Raw genomic sequence first — 15465 nt, 5'->3', positions numbered from 1 at the left:
CTTGTTCACGCTATGCCTCTATTCAGTCGTTCTCTTTTCATGATAAAGAACGCTGGTTTACTCACCCCATTTAAGCATGCAAGGTGCTTCTCATCCGCAGAATAACCATTGTTTTCCTTTTCAGCCCTATATCCTTTTTCATTTGTTTATGACTCTATTGACTTCCCTACACCTATTCCAAGATAGCCAAAAAGAATGGTTAGAATCGGAGATAAGAAGAGAAAAAATGCAAAAGGAATATAGTCCATAACAGCCACACCTAATGTAGAAGCAAAAAATGCGCCACTAACCCCCCAAGGAATGAGTGGATTAACAAGTGTGCCTGCATCTTCAAGTGTTCTTGATAGATTCTTTTTTGCGATGTTTAAACGTTCATAATGCATTTCAAACGCCTTTCCCGGTAGCAAGATGGATAAATACTGCTCGCCGGTTAACGCATTTACACTAATAGAAGAGGCGGCAGTTGCGCCGATAAGATTCCCTCTGTTTGATAGAAATGAACGAAAAAACTCCAGCAACCCATCAATTAATCCTATTCGTTGAATTAAACTACCAAGTAAAAGCGCAATAATGACGAGTGAAATGGACCACATCATTGATTGTAAACCACCAGCGTCTACAATCGCATTGATCGCATCATTCCCTGTTTCTAAGAAGAAGCCATGCTGTACAACAGTGAACCACTCACTAATGAGCCAATTCCCTTGAACAAAACCCACCGTTACTAACCCTGTTAAAATTCCAACCACAAGAGCTGGTACTGTCGGAAAGCGAATAAACGCTAGAATAACAACGATTAATGGAGATAAGAGCGTCAAAAAACTAATTGAAAATGAAGCATCAAGTGTTGTTAGCATTTCCTGAATTCCTTCAACATTAGTCGTCGAGTAAGAACGACCAATAAAAAAGAAAATGATTAACGTAATCAAGAAACTTGGAATGGTTGTCCACATCAGATGACGAATATGGACAAATAGGTCTACCCCTGTTACGCCCGATGCAAGGTTCGTTGTATCTGATAAAGGCGACATTTTATCCCCGAAACAAGCGCCACAAATGATGGCACCCGCTGCCATGGCTGGGTTTACGCCTAATGCTAAGCCAATTCCCATCATCGCCACGCCAACTGAACCGATTGTTGTAAAAGAACTTCCCGTAAAGCTTGAGACGATCATGCAAATAATGAGCGCACTAACAGCAAACCATTCTGGTGTTATAAATGTTAGTCCGTAAAATAAAATTGTTGGAACGGTTCCACTCATCATCCAAACGGCAATGACAATCCCTACTAACGATAAAATAATGATCGCTTTTGTTCCGTCTGTAACACCTTTTATCATTGCTTTTTCGAGTTCATCCCATTTAATGTTAAGAAATAGACCGATTATACTTACAACAACGAGACAGATTAATAGCGGGATATGTGGCTCAGCTTGAAAAGCTGTCATGCTAGTGATAATGAGCGCCATCATGAGCGCGAGTAACAAAACAGAAGAGCCAATCGTTAGTTTCTTTTCCATCTATTGTATTCCTCCTACTTCCCTAAAACACTTTATCGCTTTTATGCTTTTATGCAATAAAGTTGCTAAGTTTTTATATTAACGAACCTTTTTGCATTCGTCAATAGCCATTCCTCAGAACCGCTTCCCACAAAAAGAAAGAAATTCCTGCTTTTCCTTTATAATAATGTAAAGTCCACTTATTCAATAAGAACCTAACCCGATTAAACAAGGAGAACAAAGGGTATAACAATCGTTAGCACATGTAAGGAGGAAACGAATATGGCAAATAAACCGGTCATTGCGATAAGTGGCGCTAGCGGCTATATTGGGAAGAACTTAATTAAACAATTGAAAGATAAAGCCCATATCATTGCTTTGTCTCGCTCCATTGAGCACAAGGAGCATACAGATGACCTCACATGGAGACAAGCTGACTTATTTTCTCTTGGCGATGCAGAATCTGCTTTAGAAGGAGTAGATTACGCTGTCTACCTTGTACATTCCATGCTGCCGTCCGCACGTTTAACACAAGCAAGATTTGAAGATATGGATTTTATTCTTGCAGACAATTTTGCTCAAGCTGCGACGAAGAATAACGTTAAACAAATCATTTATTTGAGTGGCATTATACCTGAAAACGAAAAGGAGCTATCTCGACATTTAGAAAGCCGTCGTGAAGTGGAAACAGTACTGAATGCGTATGATGTTCCTGTCACAACCGTACGCGCCGGTCTCATCGTTGGACCTAGTGGCTCCTCTTTTCCAATTGTGAAAAAATTGGTCAAACGCCTCCCTTTTATGGCGCTACCAAAATGGACAAGACAAAAAACACAGCCAGTCGCTTTACCAGATGTTCTCCATGCTTTAGATGGATCAATTGGCAACACAGACGTTTCTGGCCGTTCGTTTGACGTTGCTGGCCCAGAAGTGATGACGTACCGAGAAATGATGATAGAAACAGCCGATGTAATGGGGAAAAAACGCCATATGCTAAACGTCCCCTTTATGTCTGTTAAGCTATCTAGATTATGGGTATCTGTGACAACAGGAACGCCAAAAGAAATGGTTTATCCATTAATCGAAAGTTTAGTTCACCCAATGGTTGCTGAAGCGTCACGCATGCAGCCAGATCTTAGTTATGGTAAAACAACTTTTCGCGATGCTGCACTTGCTGCGATAGAAGAAGAGAATGCCCAACAAAAAAAACCTACTGCGAAAAAGAAAAAAGAAGTTAAAAAAATTGCCGACGTTCGGTCCATTCAACGTGTACCGCTCCCAGATAATTATAGTGCTGACTGGTTAGGTCGCTACTATTTACAATGGCTAGAAAAGCAAGGACGTCCTTTTCTCAATGCTAAAAGTGATCACTCTGATAAGACAGCCATTTATTTGCTGAATAAAAAGCTGCTTGAGTTTACCTATGCCAACGAACGGAGTCATGAGCAACGCGCCCTTTATTATATAACAGGAGGAGCCTTCGCAAACGTTAATGCTGAACCTGGAAGAGGTCGAATGGAATTCCGCAAAATTCCATACAAGAATGAATGCATTATTGCTATTCATGAATACCAGCCTTCACTTCCGTGGATCCTTTATACATTGACACAGGCAAAAATGCATATATGGGTCATGTTTTTATTTAAACGTCATTTACAGCGGATGATTAAAACCAATCAACGGCTTTCAGAAACACATGAGCAGTTTCTTTTAACTCGTCCTAAATGATTGCTATACTAAAAGTATACTTTAATCGGAGGTGTTTTTATGCCGACAGAACAAGAATTGCAGGAAACAAAAGATCGCGTAATGGCTGAGCTTGAAAACGTCATGGATCCCGAACTCGGCATCGACATCGTGAATCTTGGTCTTGTATACGATGTTCACTTAGATGAGAACATAAATGCTGAAGTTGAGATGACGCTAACCGCTATGGGCTGTCCGTTAGCTGGGACGATTGTATCCGACGTGAAAAATTCTCTTAAAGAGCTTCAGGAATTAGGTGAGCTTGGCAACGTTGATGTCAACATTGTATGGAGCCCACCGTGGACAAAAGATAAAATGTCTCGATATGCGAAGATTGCATTAGGTGTTACCGATTAACAAAACAACAAGCGTGGTCCCAAATAGGACTACGCTTGTTGTTTTAAGTGCATGATTTAACATGCGTTAATGTTGTTTGTAGAAACGTTGCTATCTCTAACATCCCATATTGGTTTGCTTTCTCCTCAGCCTCTCCGTTGTAATTCGTATTTGTATTAATATCATACGTATAAAACACGCCATCTTTATCTTTTATACATTCAATTCCTGCTATTTGGATACCATTACGCTGAAGAACACGTTTATAATCTTCAATAAAAGGTTCAGAAAAACTTGGATCAATAACAAATTTTGAACTTGGCTCTTCCCCAACTGGACAGTAAAGATTTTCGATAGAGCATGCATCGGCTGGACATAGTTCAAAACCGTCAGACGTGTTCACTTTTACAGCATAAATGAATTCACCACCAACAAATTCGCATCTAGTAATATACGGCTCTTCTGATTCAAAATATTGCTGCAACAATGTGATTCCATCAACAGGCTCTTCAAATGCTTCACTATCAAGATACGCTCTTAATGCTGCTCTTGATTGAAATAACTGCACCCCAAGACCTTTTCCAGCTCGATTGTGCTTTGTAATAAACGGTTCGTTTTCGAATGCTTTACTTGCTTCAAATAGCTGTTCTTTCCCTACTGCCACAATCGTTTTTGGCGTTTTCACGCCTTCTTTCTCCAATTCTGCGTACTGAACGACTTTACTCAATTCTAATCGTAATGCACGCGAATCGTTAATTACGGTTCGGCCATACTGCTCTAGCCAGACGAGTACAGCACTTGTTAGTTCAGGTGCAAATCGATGGCCTCTTGTGTGGGAAGATGCACTCATACGATTATAAAAGACCCCTTCAGGTGGTGCCTCTTGCAAATTGATAGATCCAGCTGATAGATTCCAGTTTTCATACGGGACACCTATTTCTTCTAACCGATTAAACAATGGTGCGGACCATTCCTCATTTTCATGAATAACATAAATCTTCATCTAGTAGTCCCCTTGCTATTGAGCTTTAGTTTGTATACAGTTATGATAGCAATTTCAATTAAACGTGACAATGAAAAGGTGCTGTATTCCGATGAATAAACAAGAAATTAGAGAACACGTATGGGAACAGATGATGAATGAAAAAGTAGCACGCTTTCCTTTTCCAATTAAAGGACGTATCCCAAATTTTAAAGGCGCCGAAGCTGCTGCCGAATGGATACGTCAAACAGAGCTTTACAAGCAAGCAACCATCATTAAGGTCAATCCTGATTCTCCCCAACTACCATTAAGAGCATCCATTTTAGCTGATGGAAAGATCTTATTTGTGCCCACACCACGATTAAAAGATGGCTTTATCCAAGTGAAGCCAGAGTGGGTTCCACCAAATGAATACCGAAAAGCAGCTAGTTTAACGCATATAAAATCGTACGGAAAAGTAATCCCCCTTAAGGATTTGCCGCAAATCGACTTGATGGTCATGGGGTCTGTTGCTGTTGATCGAAAGGGACGTCGCATTGGAAAAGGTGCAGGTTATGCAGATCGAGAATATGCCATCCTAAGAGAACTTGGTCAAAAAGAAATGCCAGTTTTTACAACGATTCATTCTTCACAGCTGATCGAGACCGACCTCCCACTCAATCCGTATGATGTTACTATGGACTACATCGCCACAGAAAAAGAACTCATTCCAACCCACAGCACTCACCCTAAGCCGACCGGTATTTTATGGGATCAAGTACCTGATACTGATCTATCCGATATGCCCATTTTACAAGAGTTAAAGACGCTAAAAAACAGCTGACTACCGTCGGCTGATTAATGCTTCATACCACTCATCTAATTGTTCATTTGACGGCGCATTGACGTAAATCTCTTGATCTTGAAATTGTAAGTGTAAATAGTCCGATTCCGTTCCCTTTCTAAAGACTAATACTCGTTCTCGATCATACTGCCGCCGAAAATGACCTTTTGACACATCTGGTGTACCGATACCATTTAATCTTGTCATAGAAGGGCGTTCTTCAATTTTTTCGACGTTATCGAGCTCGGCAATTGGCCATTTAGAGCCGTAAGGACCGGTAATTTCAATTGAATCCTCATGTATAACGAAATCGTGTGCTTGTGCTCCTAAGAAAAAGACGCTTCCGACTATGCCCACAGTAATTGTTGCAATTCCACCATTTACTATGTAAGCACGCTTTCGCTTTCCTGCCAGTTCATATCGCGACAAATAGGTTAATCCACCAAGTAACGATATTAAATAAACAAGCAATTGGAATGGGAGAGCCCCCGGAACGGAAAACAAAACAGGAATGAGTAAAAGCAGAAGTAGTACACTCGTCCATAGCATGAGAGTGGCTTGCTTTCGTGGCAAGTCTTTTTTGATCAATTGCTCCTGTTCTTCTTTACTTCTCGTTGCGAAGCCTGATAAATACTGATATTTTTTTGTTTTTAGTATCACTAAACTAAAAACAATCATCAGTATCCCAATGACACCTATAATCGTTCCATACACGACGATCACCCTAATCCCTCCCTTACAACGATTTTATACGAAATGACATACTGTTCCGTTTCAAAAAAATGCATAGGCACGATTTTTTTATTAATCCTTGTCTTAATGAAGCTCGTTCTACGGTGGCTATCGTTGTTTTTGCATTTCAACTTCTATTACATGTTGCTGAAAAGAAGCTCAGTAGACTCATTACGCATTCAAACAGTCGGTTGTCTTCCATTTCACAAGCCTCATAAACATGTATTCCTATTGAGACATGCACGATTAATTGATTACGTAGCCTTGGCATTCGAGCTATTTTATATTCTATAAGAAAAACTCGTAAAAACGAGGTTTTACGAGTTTGTAAATGGCTTAGTCTTCACTTAACGCGACATTGTGATAGACTTGCTGAACGTCTTCTAAATCATCTAATGCATCAATTAATTTTTCAAGCTGTTTTTCATCTTCTTCCCCTAAAGATAATTCCGTTTGTGGCAGCATGGAGGTTTCAACGAGGTTGAATTCATTCACACCTGCTTGTTTTAACGCCTCTTGAACAGCTTGAAGTTGATCTGGTTCAGCATAAATAATAATAATATTGTCTTCTTCTAAAATATCTCTGGCGTCTAAATCTGCCTCTAGTAATAGTTCAAGTGTTTCGTCTGCTGTTTTTCCTTCAAATGCTATGACTGCTGTGTGGTCAAACATGTAGGAAACAGAACCGCTAACACCCATATTCCCTCCATTTTTCCCAAATGCGGCGCGCACATCAGAAGCTGTACGGTTCACATTATTTGTTAATGCGTCAACGATTAGCATCGAGCCATTTGGGCCAAAACCTTCATATCGCAACTGATCATAATTTTCATCAGCGCCACCTTTTGCTTTTTCTAATGCTCGCTCGATGATCGCTTTCGGGACATTATATGTTTTAGCTCGTTCTAGTACGACTTTTAACGCTTGATTGGCTTCAGGATCCGGCTCTCCTTGCTTTGCGACAACATAAATTTCGCGTCCAAACTTTGCATAAATCTTACTTGTATTCGCATCCTTTGACGCTTTTTTTTCCTTAATGTTATTCCATTTACGCCCCATAACCTGTCACTCTCTTTCTCCATTTATTTCATCTTTATTATAACGCAAAAATAGAATTGTGCGTAGATTGCTTTCATCCTCCCTTCTTATCCTCTATAATCACCTTAAGAAGAGAAATGGAGGCGAAGACATGCACGATCAGTCTGAAACAGCGAATCATATTATTAAAAGTTATCAGCAAGATGAACAAATGATGATTCTTGTTTTCTCTCAGTGGTGTATCAATAATGACCACGATCCAACTGCACTTTATAGAGAGGCCTATCCAGAGCAAGGAAACAATAACGAACTGAAAGAAGCACTTGCTTTAACTGTTTCAAAAGATGAATCAAGCCCTATCGCAACAGACACCGTGATCAATCTCCTTCAAGTTTTCGGAAACGAAGACCTCGCTTATATCGTAAAAACCTATGGAGAAAAAGGAAGCTAATCATTCGCTTCCTTCTTTTAATTCTATTCCGACTGGGCAATGATCACTACCATAGATATGTGCGTAAATGACTGCGTCTTTTAATTGTGGAACGAGTCGCTCATGCAGTAAAAAATAATCAATCCGCCATCCAATATTTCGCTCTCTCACTTTTGCCATATACGACCACCATGTAAACGATTCATCATCTGTTGGGTAGAAATAGCGATAGGAATCAATAAATCCGTGATTTATTAGTTCTTCTAGCTTGCCGCGCTCTTCCTCTGTAAAACCTGCGTTTCCAATATTCGCACGATCATTTTTCACATCAATTCCTTCTCGGGCCACGTTTAAATCGCCGCACAATATAACAGGCTTCTGCTCCTGCAGTTTTTCGATATAAGCATTTACCTCTTGTTCCCATTCCATTCGATAAGAAAGCCGACTTAAATCGCGTTTTGCGTTTGGCGTATACATAGTTATTAAGTAAAATTGTTCATATTCAAGGGTAATGACGCGTCCTTCATCATCATGGAAATCCTCCCCTAAACCGTAGTGAACCTTTAACGGAGTGTGCTTTGTAAAAATAGCAGTGCCAGAATAACCTTTTCGCTCAGCGTAATTCCAGTACTGTTGGTAGCCTGGTAGGTCAAGCTCTAGCTGTCCTTCTTGCATTTTTATTTCTTGTAAACAAAAGAAATCCGCATCAACATGATGGAAAAAATCGAGAAACCCTTTTTTAACACATGCGCGAATACCATTAACATTCCATGAAATAAACTTCATTTCTTAACGTCGCTCCTCTTCTATGTAAAAAAAGACTGCTTTATTAGCAGCCATTCTGTTCTGTTAACGCAATTTCCAAATCTTCTGCCAAATCTTCTACATCCTCTAATCCGATCGACAATCGAATAAGAGAATCTTTAATACCCAACTCTTCTCGCCGCTCTTTCGGAATAGAAGCATGGGTCATTTTTGCCGGAATTGAAATTAAGCTCTCTACTGCACCTAAACTTTCTGCTAACGTAAAATAGCGTGTTCGCTCGACCGTTTGTAAAGCAAGCTCATCAGATTTTGTTGTGAACGAAACGATTCCACCAAACCCGCGAGATTGTAAAGCATGTGTTGCATGCCCCGGATGGTTTACTAATCCAGGATAATAAATCTCATCCACATTCGGATGACTTTGAAGAAATTTCACTAACTGGCGTGTATTCGTTTCAATTTCCTCCATACGCACACCTAATGTCTTAATGCCTCTCATTAAGAGATACGCGTCATGAGGTCCAAGAACAGCTCCAGTGGCATTTTGAATGTACGCAAGTTTTGCTGCAAGGGCGTTCTCTCTCACAACCACTGCGCCTGCAATCACATCGCTATGACCACCTAGATACTTTGTAGCACTATGAATAACAATATCCGCTCCATATCGTAACGGATTTTGAAAATAAGGCGTTGCAAACGTATTATCAATAATAAAGAGAAGTCCATGGTCGTTTGCTACTTGACCTATTTTACTAAGGTCTGTAATTTTAAGCAAAGGATTTGTTGGCGTCTCAATAAATACGGCTTTTGTTTCCTTTCGTATCGCTTCTTCTACTGCCGTCACATCACTTGTGTCAACGAACGTAATCGAAATGGTTTCTTTTTCAAGAAACTGTGTAAAAAAACGATACGTACCTCCATAGACATCGTCCGTAATAATGATATGATCGCCAGGCGAAAATATTTTCATTACTGCCGTAATCGCTGCCATACCTGATGCAAACGCAAAACCATGTTCGCCTTCCTCGATATCCGCTAGTAATTTTTCAAGTGCTTCTCTCGTAGGGTTGCCTGTTCTTCCATACTCATAGTGAAATGTTCCGATTTGTGTTTGCTTAAATGTGCTAGAAAGTTGAATTGCTTGATTAACAGCACCAGTTGCTTGATCGATTCCTTTACCACCGTGGATCAGTTTTGTTTTCTGTCTCAAATCGTATCCTCCTCATAAATCCCTTTACTTAAGTATCGATCTGAGCCATCAGCAAAGATCATCACAATATTCTTCGGAGTTGTCGCTTCTCGCGCTTCTTTTAAAGCAGCTTCAAACACAGCACCTGATGAACTTCCTACTAAAATCCCTTCTTGCTTCGCTAACTCACGGACGCGAAGAAATGCTCGGTCATCTGGAATCGTATGAATACGATCAAATAATGATGGAACCACATAATGTGGAATAAACTCCATACCAATTCCTTCTGTTCGATGGGGTCCGATTGTGCCGCCATCGAGTATCGATCCTTCTGGCTGAACAACAACTGTATCAATATCTGGGTTCTGTTCTTTTAGATATGCAGCTGTTCCTTGAAACGTTCCACACGATCCCGCACCTGCAAGAAAGACGTCAATTTGACCATTTAGTTGAGCATATAATTCTGGACCAAGTGTTTTATAGTACGTTAATGGGTTTTCAGGGTTCTGAAATTGAAGTGGGCAATAGGAATCGCTTATTGTTGCTTTTAATTCTTGCGCTTTTTTTATGGCCCCTTTTATTCCCTCTTCGCTAGGTGTATTAATGACCGTTGCACCTAAGCCGCGAATAAGCTGTTGCTTCTCGAGACTAAAGGATGTTGGGACGACAGCTATTACATTTACTTCCGTTCCAATTGCTGCCAAAGCTAATGCAATGCCAGTATTCCCGGCTGTTGGTTCAATAATTGTCCCTTTTGGACTAATCTTCTTGCTCTCTAAAGCAGCATACAGCAATTGTTTGCCTAAGCGATCTTTAATACTTCCACCAGGATTATAGCTTTCTAATTTAGCAAACAAGCGTACATTTTGAGGAATAGGAAACGAACGTAATTCAACAATCGGTGTTTTTCCAATGAGTTCGTGAATATGAAAATGAACATCCATCCTCTCACCTCATTCACTCTTGATACTGTATCGTATGTTGGTTGTCTGTGTGTGTGCCTATTATTCAAAAATAATTCGGTACGTGAAATTATAAATTACGCGAAAAAGAACACTTGCCTTTACGACAAATGTTTTATAATGAGACAAGCTGTGGATAAATTTCTGTAAGTAAGCGATAGGAGTGCAAGCGATCACGAAGCTCTGGAGCGTGGGTTAACACCATTAATTCTTCTATTTGTAAGGCCTCTGAGAGTTCATCAAGCTTTGTTTTTACCGTTATCTTGTCCCCAACAATTGTCGTTGACTCTCTCTTCTCTATCTGTTCTCGTGTTTCCGCATCAAGCTGGTTTAATAAATAAGCCGCTTCACTCTTAGTTGGAATCGCACCGATAGGCTGGTTCATTGAGTGAAATGCTTGCCACACTCGTACTGAGCGATGCAACAATTCAGCTTCTTCTTGTGTATCTGCACAAAGAACTGACACGCAAGCAAATGCTTGTCCATCCTTTTTCTTGCTGCGAAATGCGTTTAAAACATGCTTCCCCTCTTCACCATTCATAAAATGACCGTAAACATAATTAAGATGATGTTTACTTGCTAAATGAGCGCTTTTCTCAGACGTACCCAGCATAAAGACCTGTGGCTTTTCATAAGGCACAGGTGCTGCTTTTAACGTAGCAAAACGATGTGCTTCAGGAAAATCACGTCTTAAAAAGTGCATTAACGTTTCTGTCTTCTCATCCATTTGATGAACATTTTCAATGAAATTTTCAGACAATGCTTCTGATGCTTCAGCTGATCCACCAGGCGAACGCCCTAAACCTAAATCAATTCTGCCAGGAAACAAGTTGGCGAGCATGTTGAAATTTTCAGCAACTTTGTACGGTTGATAATGTGGTAATAATATCGCTCCAGCGCCTAATCGGATGGAATAGGTTTTTGCACCGATATAAGCAATTAAAATCTCAGGCGATGGCGACAGGAGCGCATCTAAATCATGGTGTTCGGCAATCCAATAGCGGTGATAGCCCAGATTTTCAGCAGCTAATGCTAAATCAGCTGTTTCTTTTAGCGCAATCTCATTTGTTGATTCAGATGAACGTGGTACTTGATCGAGGATACTAAGTTTCATCCAATGGAACCTTCTTTCTAACATAGCTTAGTATATACCGTATCGAAATTAGTCGAATTTAGCAACTAATATCCCCTCACAGCCCACAATTCATGCAGAACCTCGGTCTTCTTTTACATCCTTTTTCCATTTATTGAATAATTGAATGGCTTCTTTATTCTTTTTTTGTAAATTCATCGTAAAAGGAGACGAGAAAAACGCCGGTAAAATACTCTCTGTTGACTTTTTTGCTGTTTTTTTCACGGTATCACCCACTTAAACAAGTTTATATACTTTACGATATTCTTCTTTACATCAATTGGTGAGCCTTGTTCTCATCCTCTTCATTAAAGGAAAGTAAATCATAAATAGCGACGAGAGAAGCAAATAATAAGGCATCGTATTCAATAATTCGCTCTTCTGACGACAGCTTAATAACATAATGCTCCCTTTTTAAGATAACCGGGATAAAGATTAAGCGATCTTTTTCTCCGTAATACACATCTTGCCTTTCAAGCGTTGCACTCACAACCGTTCGATTTGAAAAATGAAACAGAAGATGATCTTTTTCAGCCTTTGTCATGAAAGGAAAAAGATTCGCTTCAATATCGGTTTTCTCAGCGAACTTCATTAAAATTTCTCGCACACCTGTAATATATGCATCACGCCCGCCAAAATAGACGTTAATTGTGTCACTTTTTAAAAGTCGGAAGAAGGCTTTTAAGCGTTTTTCCTGAAGCTGCAAGACTTCTTGGTTTGTTTCAATTAGCTGACCAGTATCAATTGTAAATAAATTCGACCCAAATCGTTGTACGTAAGCACTTAAAAAGACAAAGGCGTCAATAATAACAAACAAACATGCAACAATGAGATAATGGTGCCAGTTTTCAAATAAACTAGTTGGGAATAGCGTCCACGATAAAGCTGCTCCGATTGTAAATAAGGAATACCAAATTTTTCGTATAAAAGGAAGTCTTCTTTTTGTTGCATCTTCCCATTTCCAAGAAGCAAACACATAAAAAGCTAGTCCACTTACGCTAAACCATACAAGAATTTGATAAAGTAACAGCATGCGAACTGCCCCCTTTTCCTTTTTCTGTATGAATATGTCGCATAAGCAATAAAAAGAGATCTTTTTTGTTGGGAAAATGCAAATAGGCGAACAAATTTTCACTTTGGTACGAGCTGGAGCAAATGAATGCTGTTACCCTTCACAACCATCCCTTCATATTAGCACCATTATCGCCGGTTTTCTTCTATCACTCTTTTATCAAAAGCCGTTATTCAAGGCGTTCACGTCCTCAGTGTTCATTCGTTGTGACTAGAATAAAAAAACGCTGTATGCATAAAGGCTCACGGAACGACCTTATCATACAGCGCTAGCTCGGTTTTTAGAGTGCTTGCCAAGCATCCATTATACGCTTATAGGAATCAATTTGCTTATCTTCATCAAAAATAGTCGTTTGCAGCATGATTTCATTTACTTGCAGGTTCATAGCAAAATCATAAAGCTGTTTAGCGACCTTGTTGGCATCACCGATAAAAGAACCGCTTAGTTGTTCCATCACGAGTTGTTCTTCGTGAGGAGTCCAAATGACATCCATATTTTCAACGGCAGGCTGTAATTTTCCTCGTTGGTTTCGAATCATGGAAAGAAATTGTTGGTAAAGAGAGCTAGCAAGCATTTGGGCTTCTTGCTCAGTCTCCGCAGCAATTGCATTTACAGCAATCATACTGTACGGTTCACTTAATACCGCAGAAGGTTTAAACGTATCATAATAAAGGTTTAATGCTGGTACAATTTGTTTTGGTGAGAAATGACCAGCAAACGCAAATGGTAAGCCTAATTCACCAGCCATTTGGGCACTGTAGCCACTTGAGCCAAGGAGCCAAATGGGAACCTCTTCTCCTTCACCGGGTATCGCCCGTACATGTGGTCTTGAGGACACAGGATTAAAATAATGACGTAATTCTTCCACAAGACTAGGGAAATCTTCCGCCCTTTGACCATTTCGTCTTAAGGCTTGCGCCGTTAACTGGTCCGTTCCAGGTGCTCGCCCAAGCCCTAAATCAATTCGATTTGGATGAAGAGCCGCAAGGGTGCCAAATTGTTCTGCAATAATCAACGGTGCATGATTTGGCAGCATAATTCCTCCTGAACCGACACGGATATGTGTTGTCTCTTGGGCAATTTGTCCAATTAATACAGCAGTTGCTGAACTTGCAACACCTTCCATATTATGATGTTCCGCAACCCAAAAACGATGATAGTCAAATGATTCAACTGCTTTTGCGCTGCGAATTGTATGTTGTAATGCTTCTCTTACTGTTTTTCCTTTACGAACTGGCGCTAGATTTAACGCTGAAAGTTTTATTTGCTTTGTCATCCTAAAGCCACCTTTCTTACCTTAGTTAGTGTAGCGATTCTTTTCACTTGTTTCAAATCAAACGATTTGACTGTTTGCATTGATTTTACTAGAATGAATGATAATCAGTCATTTTAATGAAAGAGGTCGAAATCACATGAGTCAGAATCGAAAAGATGACTTAGAACTGAAGTTTGTTACAAAAGAACATACGCAAGATTCTCTTGATTTGTTGAACTACGTGTTTCAAGTAACGAATCAAGACGTTTCCCAAATTGGCGAGTCGCAAATGGCGCTCTGGAAAAAACCCATCTTTGAGCAAAGTTCGATTTTAGGATGGTTTTCTAAAAACAAGCTGATTTCACAAATGGTTGTGTATCCTTTTTCAGTTAACATTCACGGGCGCGCCTATAAAATGGGTGGTGTTACCGGAGTTGGAACGTATCCTGAATATGCAGGACTTGGACTAATGAACGATTTAATGAAAGAAAGTTTAACGTTGATGCGGGAAAAAGGACAAACCATCTCTTATTTATTCCCCTATTCGATTCCCTATTATCGAAAGAAAGGCTGGGAAATTATATCCGATGTAATCACTTATACAGTTCGTGATACACAAATTCCGAAGCCGTATGATGTACCTGGACGCATTGAGCGCGTTTCTTTTCATGATAAAGATATCCGTAACGCATACGAGCAATTTTCAAAAAAAGAAAATGGTGCTATGATCCGTAATGAGCTTGCTTGGGATGAACATTTTAAGTGGGGGCGAGATGATCTGATCGCTTGTGTTTACTACGATGAAAAAGAACAACCAACTGGCTATATGTATTATAAAGTTGAAAATGAAACCTTTTTCGTTCAAGAAATGATCTTTAATAACGAAGAAGCCCGTCGCGGGTTATGGAATTTTATTGGTGCTCACTTTTCAATGGTCTATTACGTAAAAGGGAAGATTTTTGCCAATGAGCCACTCTCCTTCTTCCTTGAAGATGGAGAAATTGAAGAAAAGATCTCCCCATACTATATGGCGCGGATTGTTGATGTTGAAGAATTTCTACGTGGCTTTCCCTTTACTTCTTATGCAAAACAAGCCATTGTTTTAAAGGTTACTGATCCAATGCTTGAATGGAATGAAGATGTATTTAAACTGACGTTTGAAAACGGGCAAACAGTAGAACGAGTGAGTGAGGATACGCCTGTTGATGCATCTCTTGATATTCAAACGCTCGTCACCCTCCTGCTCAACTACAAACGAGCAAAAGACTTAAAAGAAATCGGGCGTATCGAAGCGACAAATACAACTATTAGCTATCTAGAAGAGTTAATTCCAGACAATCAACCTTGGTTCTCTGACTATTTCTAAGCAATAGTTGACACGAATATGATCGAGTGATAAAGTATATTCACTGATCATATTTGACCTAAAAAGTCGATATCGGTTGAACAATATCGTATGATCAGTTATAATAAGTCTATATAAGACAGCTACTCCTTTGCGATA

The 15465-nt window shown here is 39.8% G+C and carries 16 protein-coding genes; 5 read left to right on the top strand and 11 right to left on the bottom strand.

All coding sequences use genetic code 11. The features are described 5' to 3' along the window. Positions 1–146: 146 nt before the first annotated feature. Positions 147–1520 (bottom strand): Na+/H+ antiporter NhaC, encoded by a 1374-nt coding sequence (nhaC, locus tag PQ477_RS17410; RefSeq protein ID WP_144558874.1) that lies wholly within the window; start codon positions 1518–1520, stop codon positions 147–149. Positions 1521–1781: 261 nt separating this feature from the next. Here nhaC and PQ477_RS17405 point away from each other — a divergent pair, with 261 nt between their 5' ends. Both PQ477_RS17405 and PQ477_RS17400 read left to right on the top strand, forming a co-directional pair. Then, complete coding sequence (locus PQ477_RS17405) at positions 1782–3227, top strand: NAD(P)H-binding protein (protein ID WP_274272563.1); 1446 nt, start codon at positions 1782–1784, stop codon at positions 3225–3227. 39 nt (positions 3228–3266) lie between these two features. Further along, the gene (locus PQ477_RS17400) at positions 3267–3602 is read left to right on the top strand and encodes a metal-sulfur cluster assembly factor (protein ID WP_274272562.1); all 336 of its coding nucleotides are present in this window, start codon (positions 3267–3269) and stop codon (positions 3600–3602) included. Between the two features lie 43 nt (positions 3603–3645). Here PQ477_RS17400 and PQ477_RS17395 read toward each other — a convergent pair whose 3' ends face one another. Continuing rightward, positions 3646–4584, bottom strand: a complete 939-nt coding sequence (locus PQ477_RS17395) for an ATP-grasp domain-containing protein (RefSeq protein ID WP_274272561.1) — start codon at positions 4582–4584, stop codon at positions 3646–3648. Between the two features lie 91 nt (positions 4585–4675). On the opposite strand from PQ477_RS17395, the gene PQ477_RS17390 reads away from it, so the two are divergent. Then, positions 4676–5386, top strand: a complete 711-nt coding sequence (locus PQ477_RS17390; RefSeq protein ID WP_144558870.1) for a 5-formyltetrahydrofolate cyclo-ligase — start codon at positions 4676–4678, stop codon at positions 5384–5386. Here the strand turns inward: PQ477_RS17390 and PQ477_RS17385 are convergent, their stop codons facing one another. Then, positions 5387–6109 (bottom strand): DUF3784 domain-containing protein, encoded by a 723-nt coding sequence (locus PQ477_RS17385; protein ID WP_274272560.1) that lies wholly within the window; start codon positions 6107–6109, stop codon positions 5387–5389. It lies immediately after the preceding gene. A 345-nt stretch (positions 6110–6454) separates the two neighbouring features. Next, the gene (locus PQ477_RS17380; protein ID WP_060705005.1) at positions 6455–7177 is read right to left on the bottom strand and encodes a YebC/PmpR family DNA-binding transcriptional regulator; all 723 of its coding nucleotides are present in this window, start codon (positions 7175–7177) and stop codon (positions 6455–6457) included. Between the two features lie 130 nt (positions 7178–7307). Here PQ477_RS17380 and yxiS point away from each other — a divergent pair, with 130 nt between their 5' ends. Beyond that, positions 7308–7607, top strand: coding sequence for a protein YxiS (gene yxiS, locus PQ477_RS17375; RefSeq protein WP_274272559.1), 300 nt, complete (start codon positions 7308–7310; stop codon positions 7605–7607). Here the strand turns inward: yxiS and PQ477_RS17370 are convergent, their stop codons facing one another. From PQ477_RS17370 to PQ477_RS17340, 7 genes are all read right to left on the bottom strand, one after another. Next, positions 7608–8372 carry an exodeoxyribonuclease III gene (locus tag PQ477_RS17370; protein ID WP_144558869.1) on the bottom strand — a complete coding sequence of 255 codons (765 nt, stop codon included), beginning with the start codon at positions 8370–8372 and terminating at the stop codon, positions 7608–7610. A gap of 43 nt (positions 8373–8415) precedes the next feature. Beyond that, on the bottom strand, positions 8416–9561 hold the full coding sequence (locus PQ477_RS17365) for a bifunctional cystathionine gamma-lyase/homocysteine desulfhydrase (protein ID WP_060705007.1): 1146 nt from the start codon (positions 9559–9561) through the stop codon (positions 8416–8418). Then, on the bottom strand, positions 9558–10484 hold the full coding sequence (locus PQ477_RS17360) for a PLP-dependent cysteine synthase family protein (RefSeq protein WP_035396426.1): 927 nt from the start codon (positions 10482–10484) through the stop codon (positions 9558–9560). The genes PQ477_RS17365 and PQ477_RS17360 overlap by 4 nt, the downstream gene beginning before the upstream one ends. Positions 10485–10617: 133 nt before the next feature. Next, a complete protein-coding gene (locus PQ477_RS17355) occupies positions 10618–11616 on the bottom strand; it encodes an LLM class flavin-dependent oxidoreductase (RefSeq protein ID WP_035396428.1) in 999 nt (332 codons plus the stop codon). A gap of 90 nt (positions 11617–11706) precedes the next feature. Further along, positions 11707–11859, bottom strand: a complete 153-nt coding sequence (locus PQ477_RS17350; protein ID WP_158332018.1) for a hypothetical protein — start codon at positions 11857–11859, stop codon at positions 11707–11709. Between the two features lie 46 nt (positions 11860–11905). Then, the gene (locus PQ477_RS17345) at positions 11906–12667 is read right to left on the bottom strand and encodes a type II toxin-antitoxin system SpoIISA family toxin (protein ID WP_035396430.1); all 762 of its coding nucleotides are present in this window, start codon (positions 12665–12667) and stop codon (positions 11906–11908) included. Positions 12668–12986: 319 nt separating this feature from the next. Further along, positions 12987–13982, bottom strand: a complete 996-nt coding sequence (locus PQ477_RS17340) for an LLM class flavin-dependent oxidoreductase (protein WP_274272558.1) — start codon at positions 13980–13982, stop codon at positions 12987–12989. A 136-nt stretch (positions 13983–14118) separates the two neighbouring features. Here PQ477_RS17340 and PQ477_RS17335 point away from each other — a divergent pair, with 136 nt between their 5' ends. Further along, entirely contained in the window at positions 14119–15327 is a 1209-nt protein-coding gene (locus PQ477_RS17335) for a GNAT family N-acetyltransferase (RefSeq protein ID WP_144558868.1), read from the top strand. The last annotated feature ends 138 nt before the right edge of the window (positions 15328–15465 follow it).

The sequence above is a fragment of the Shouchella hunanensis genome (genome assembly GCF_028735875.1).
Classification (GTDB): domain Bacteria; phylum Bacillota; class Bacilli; order Bacillales; family Bacillaceae_D; genus Shouchella; species Shouchella hunanensis.
This window is presented reverse-complemented; position numbering and strand designations above follow the sequence as displayed.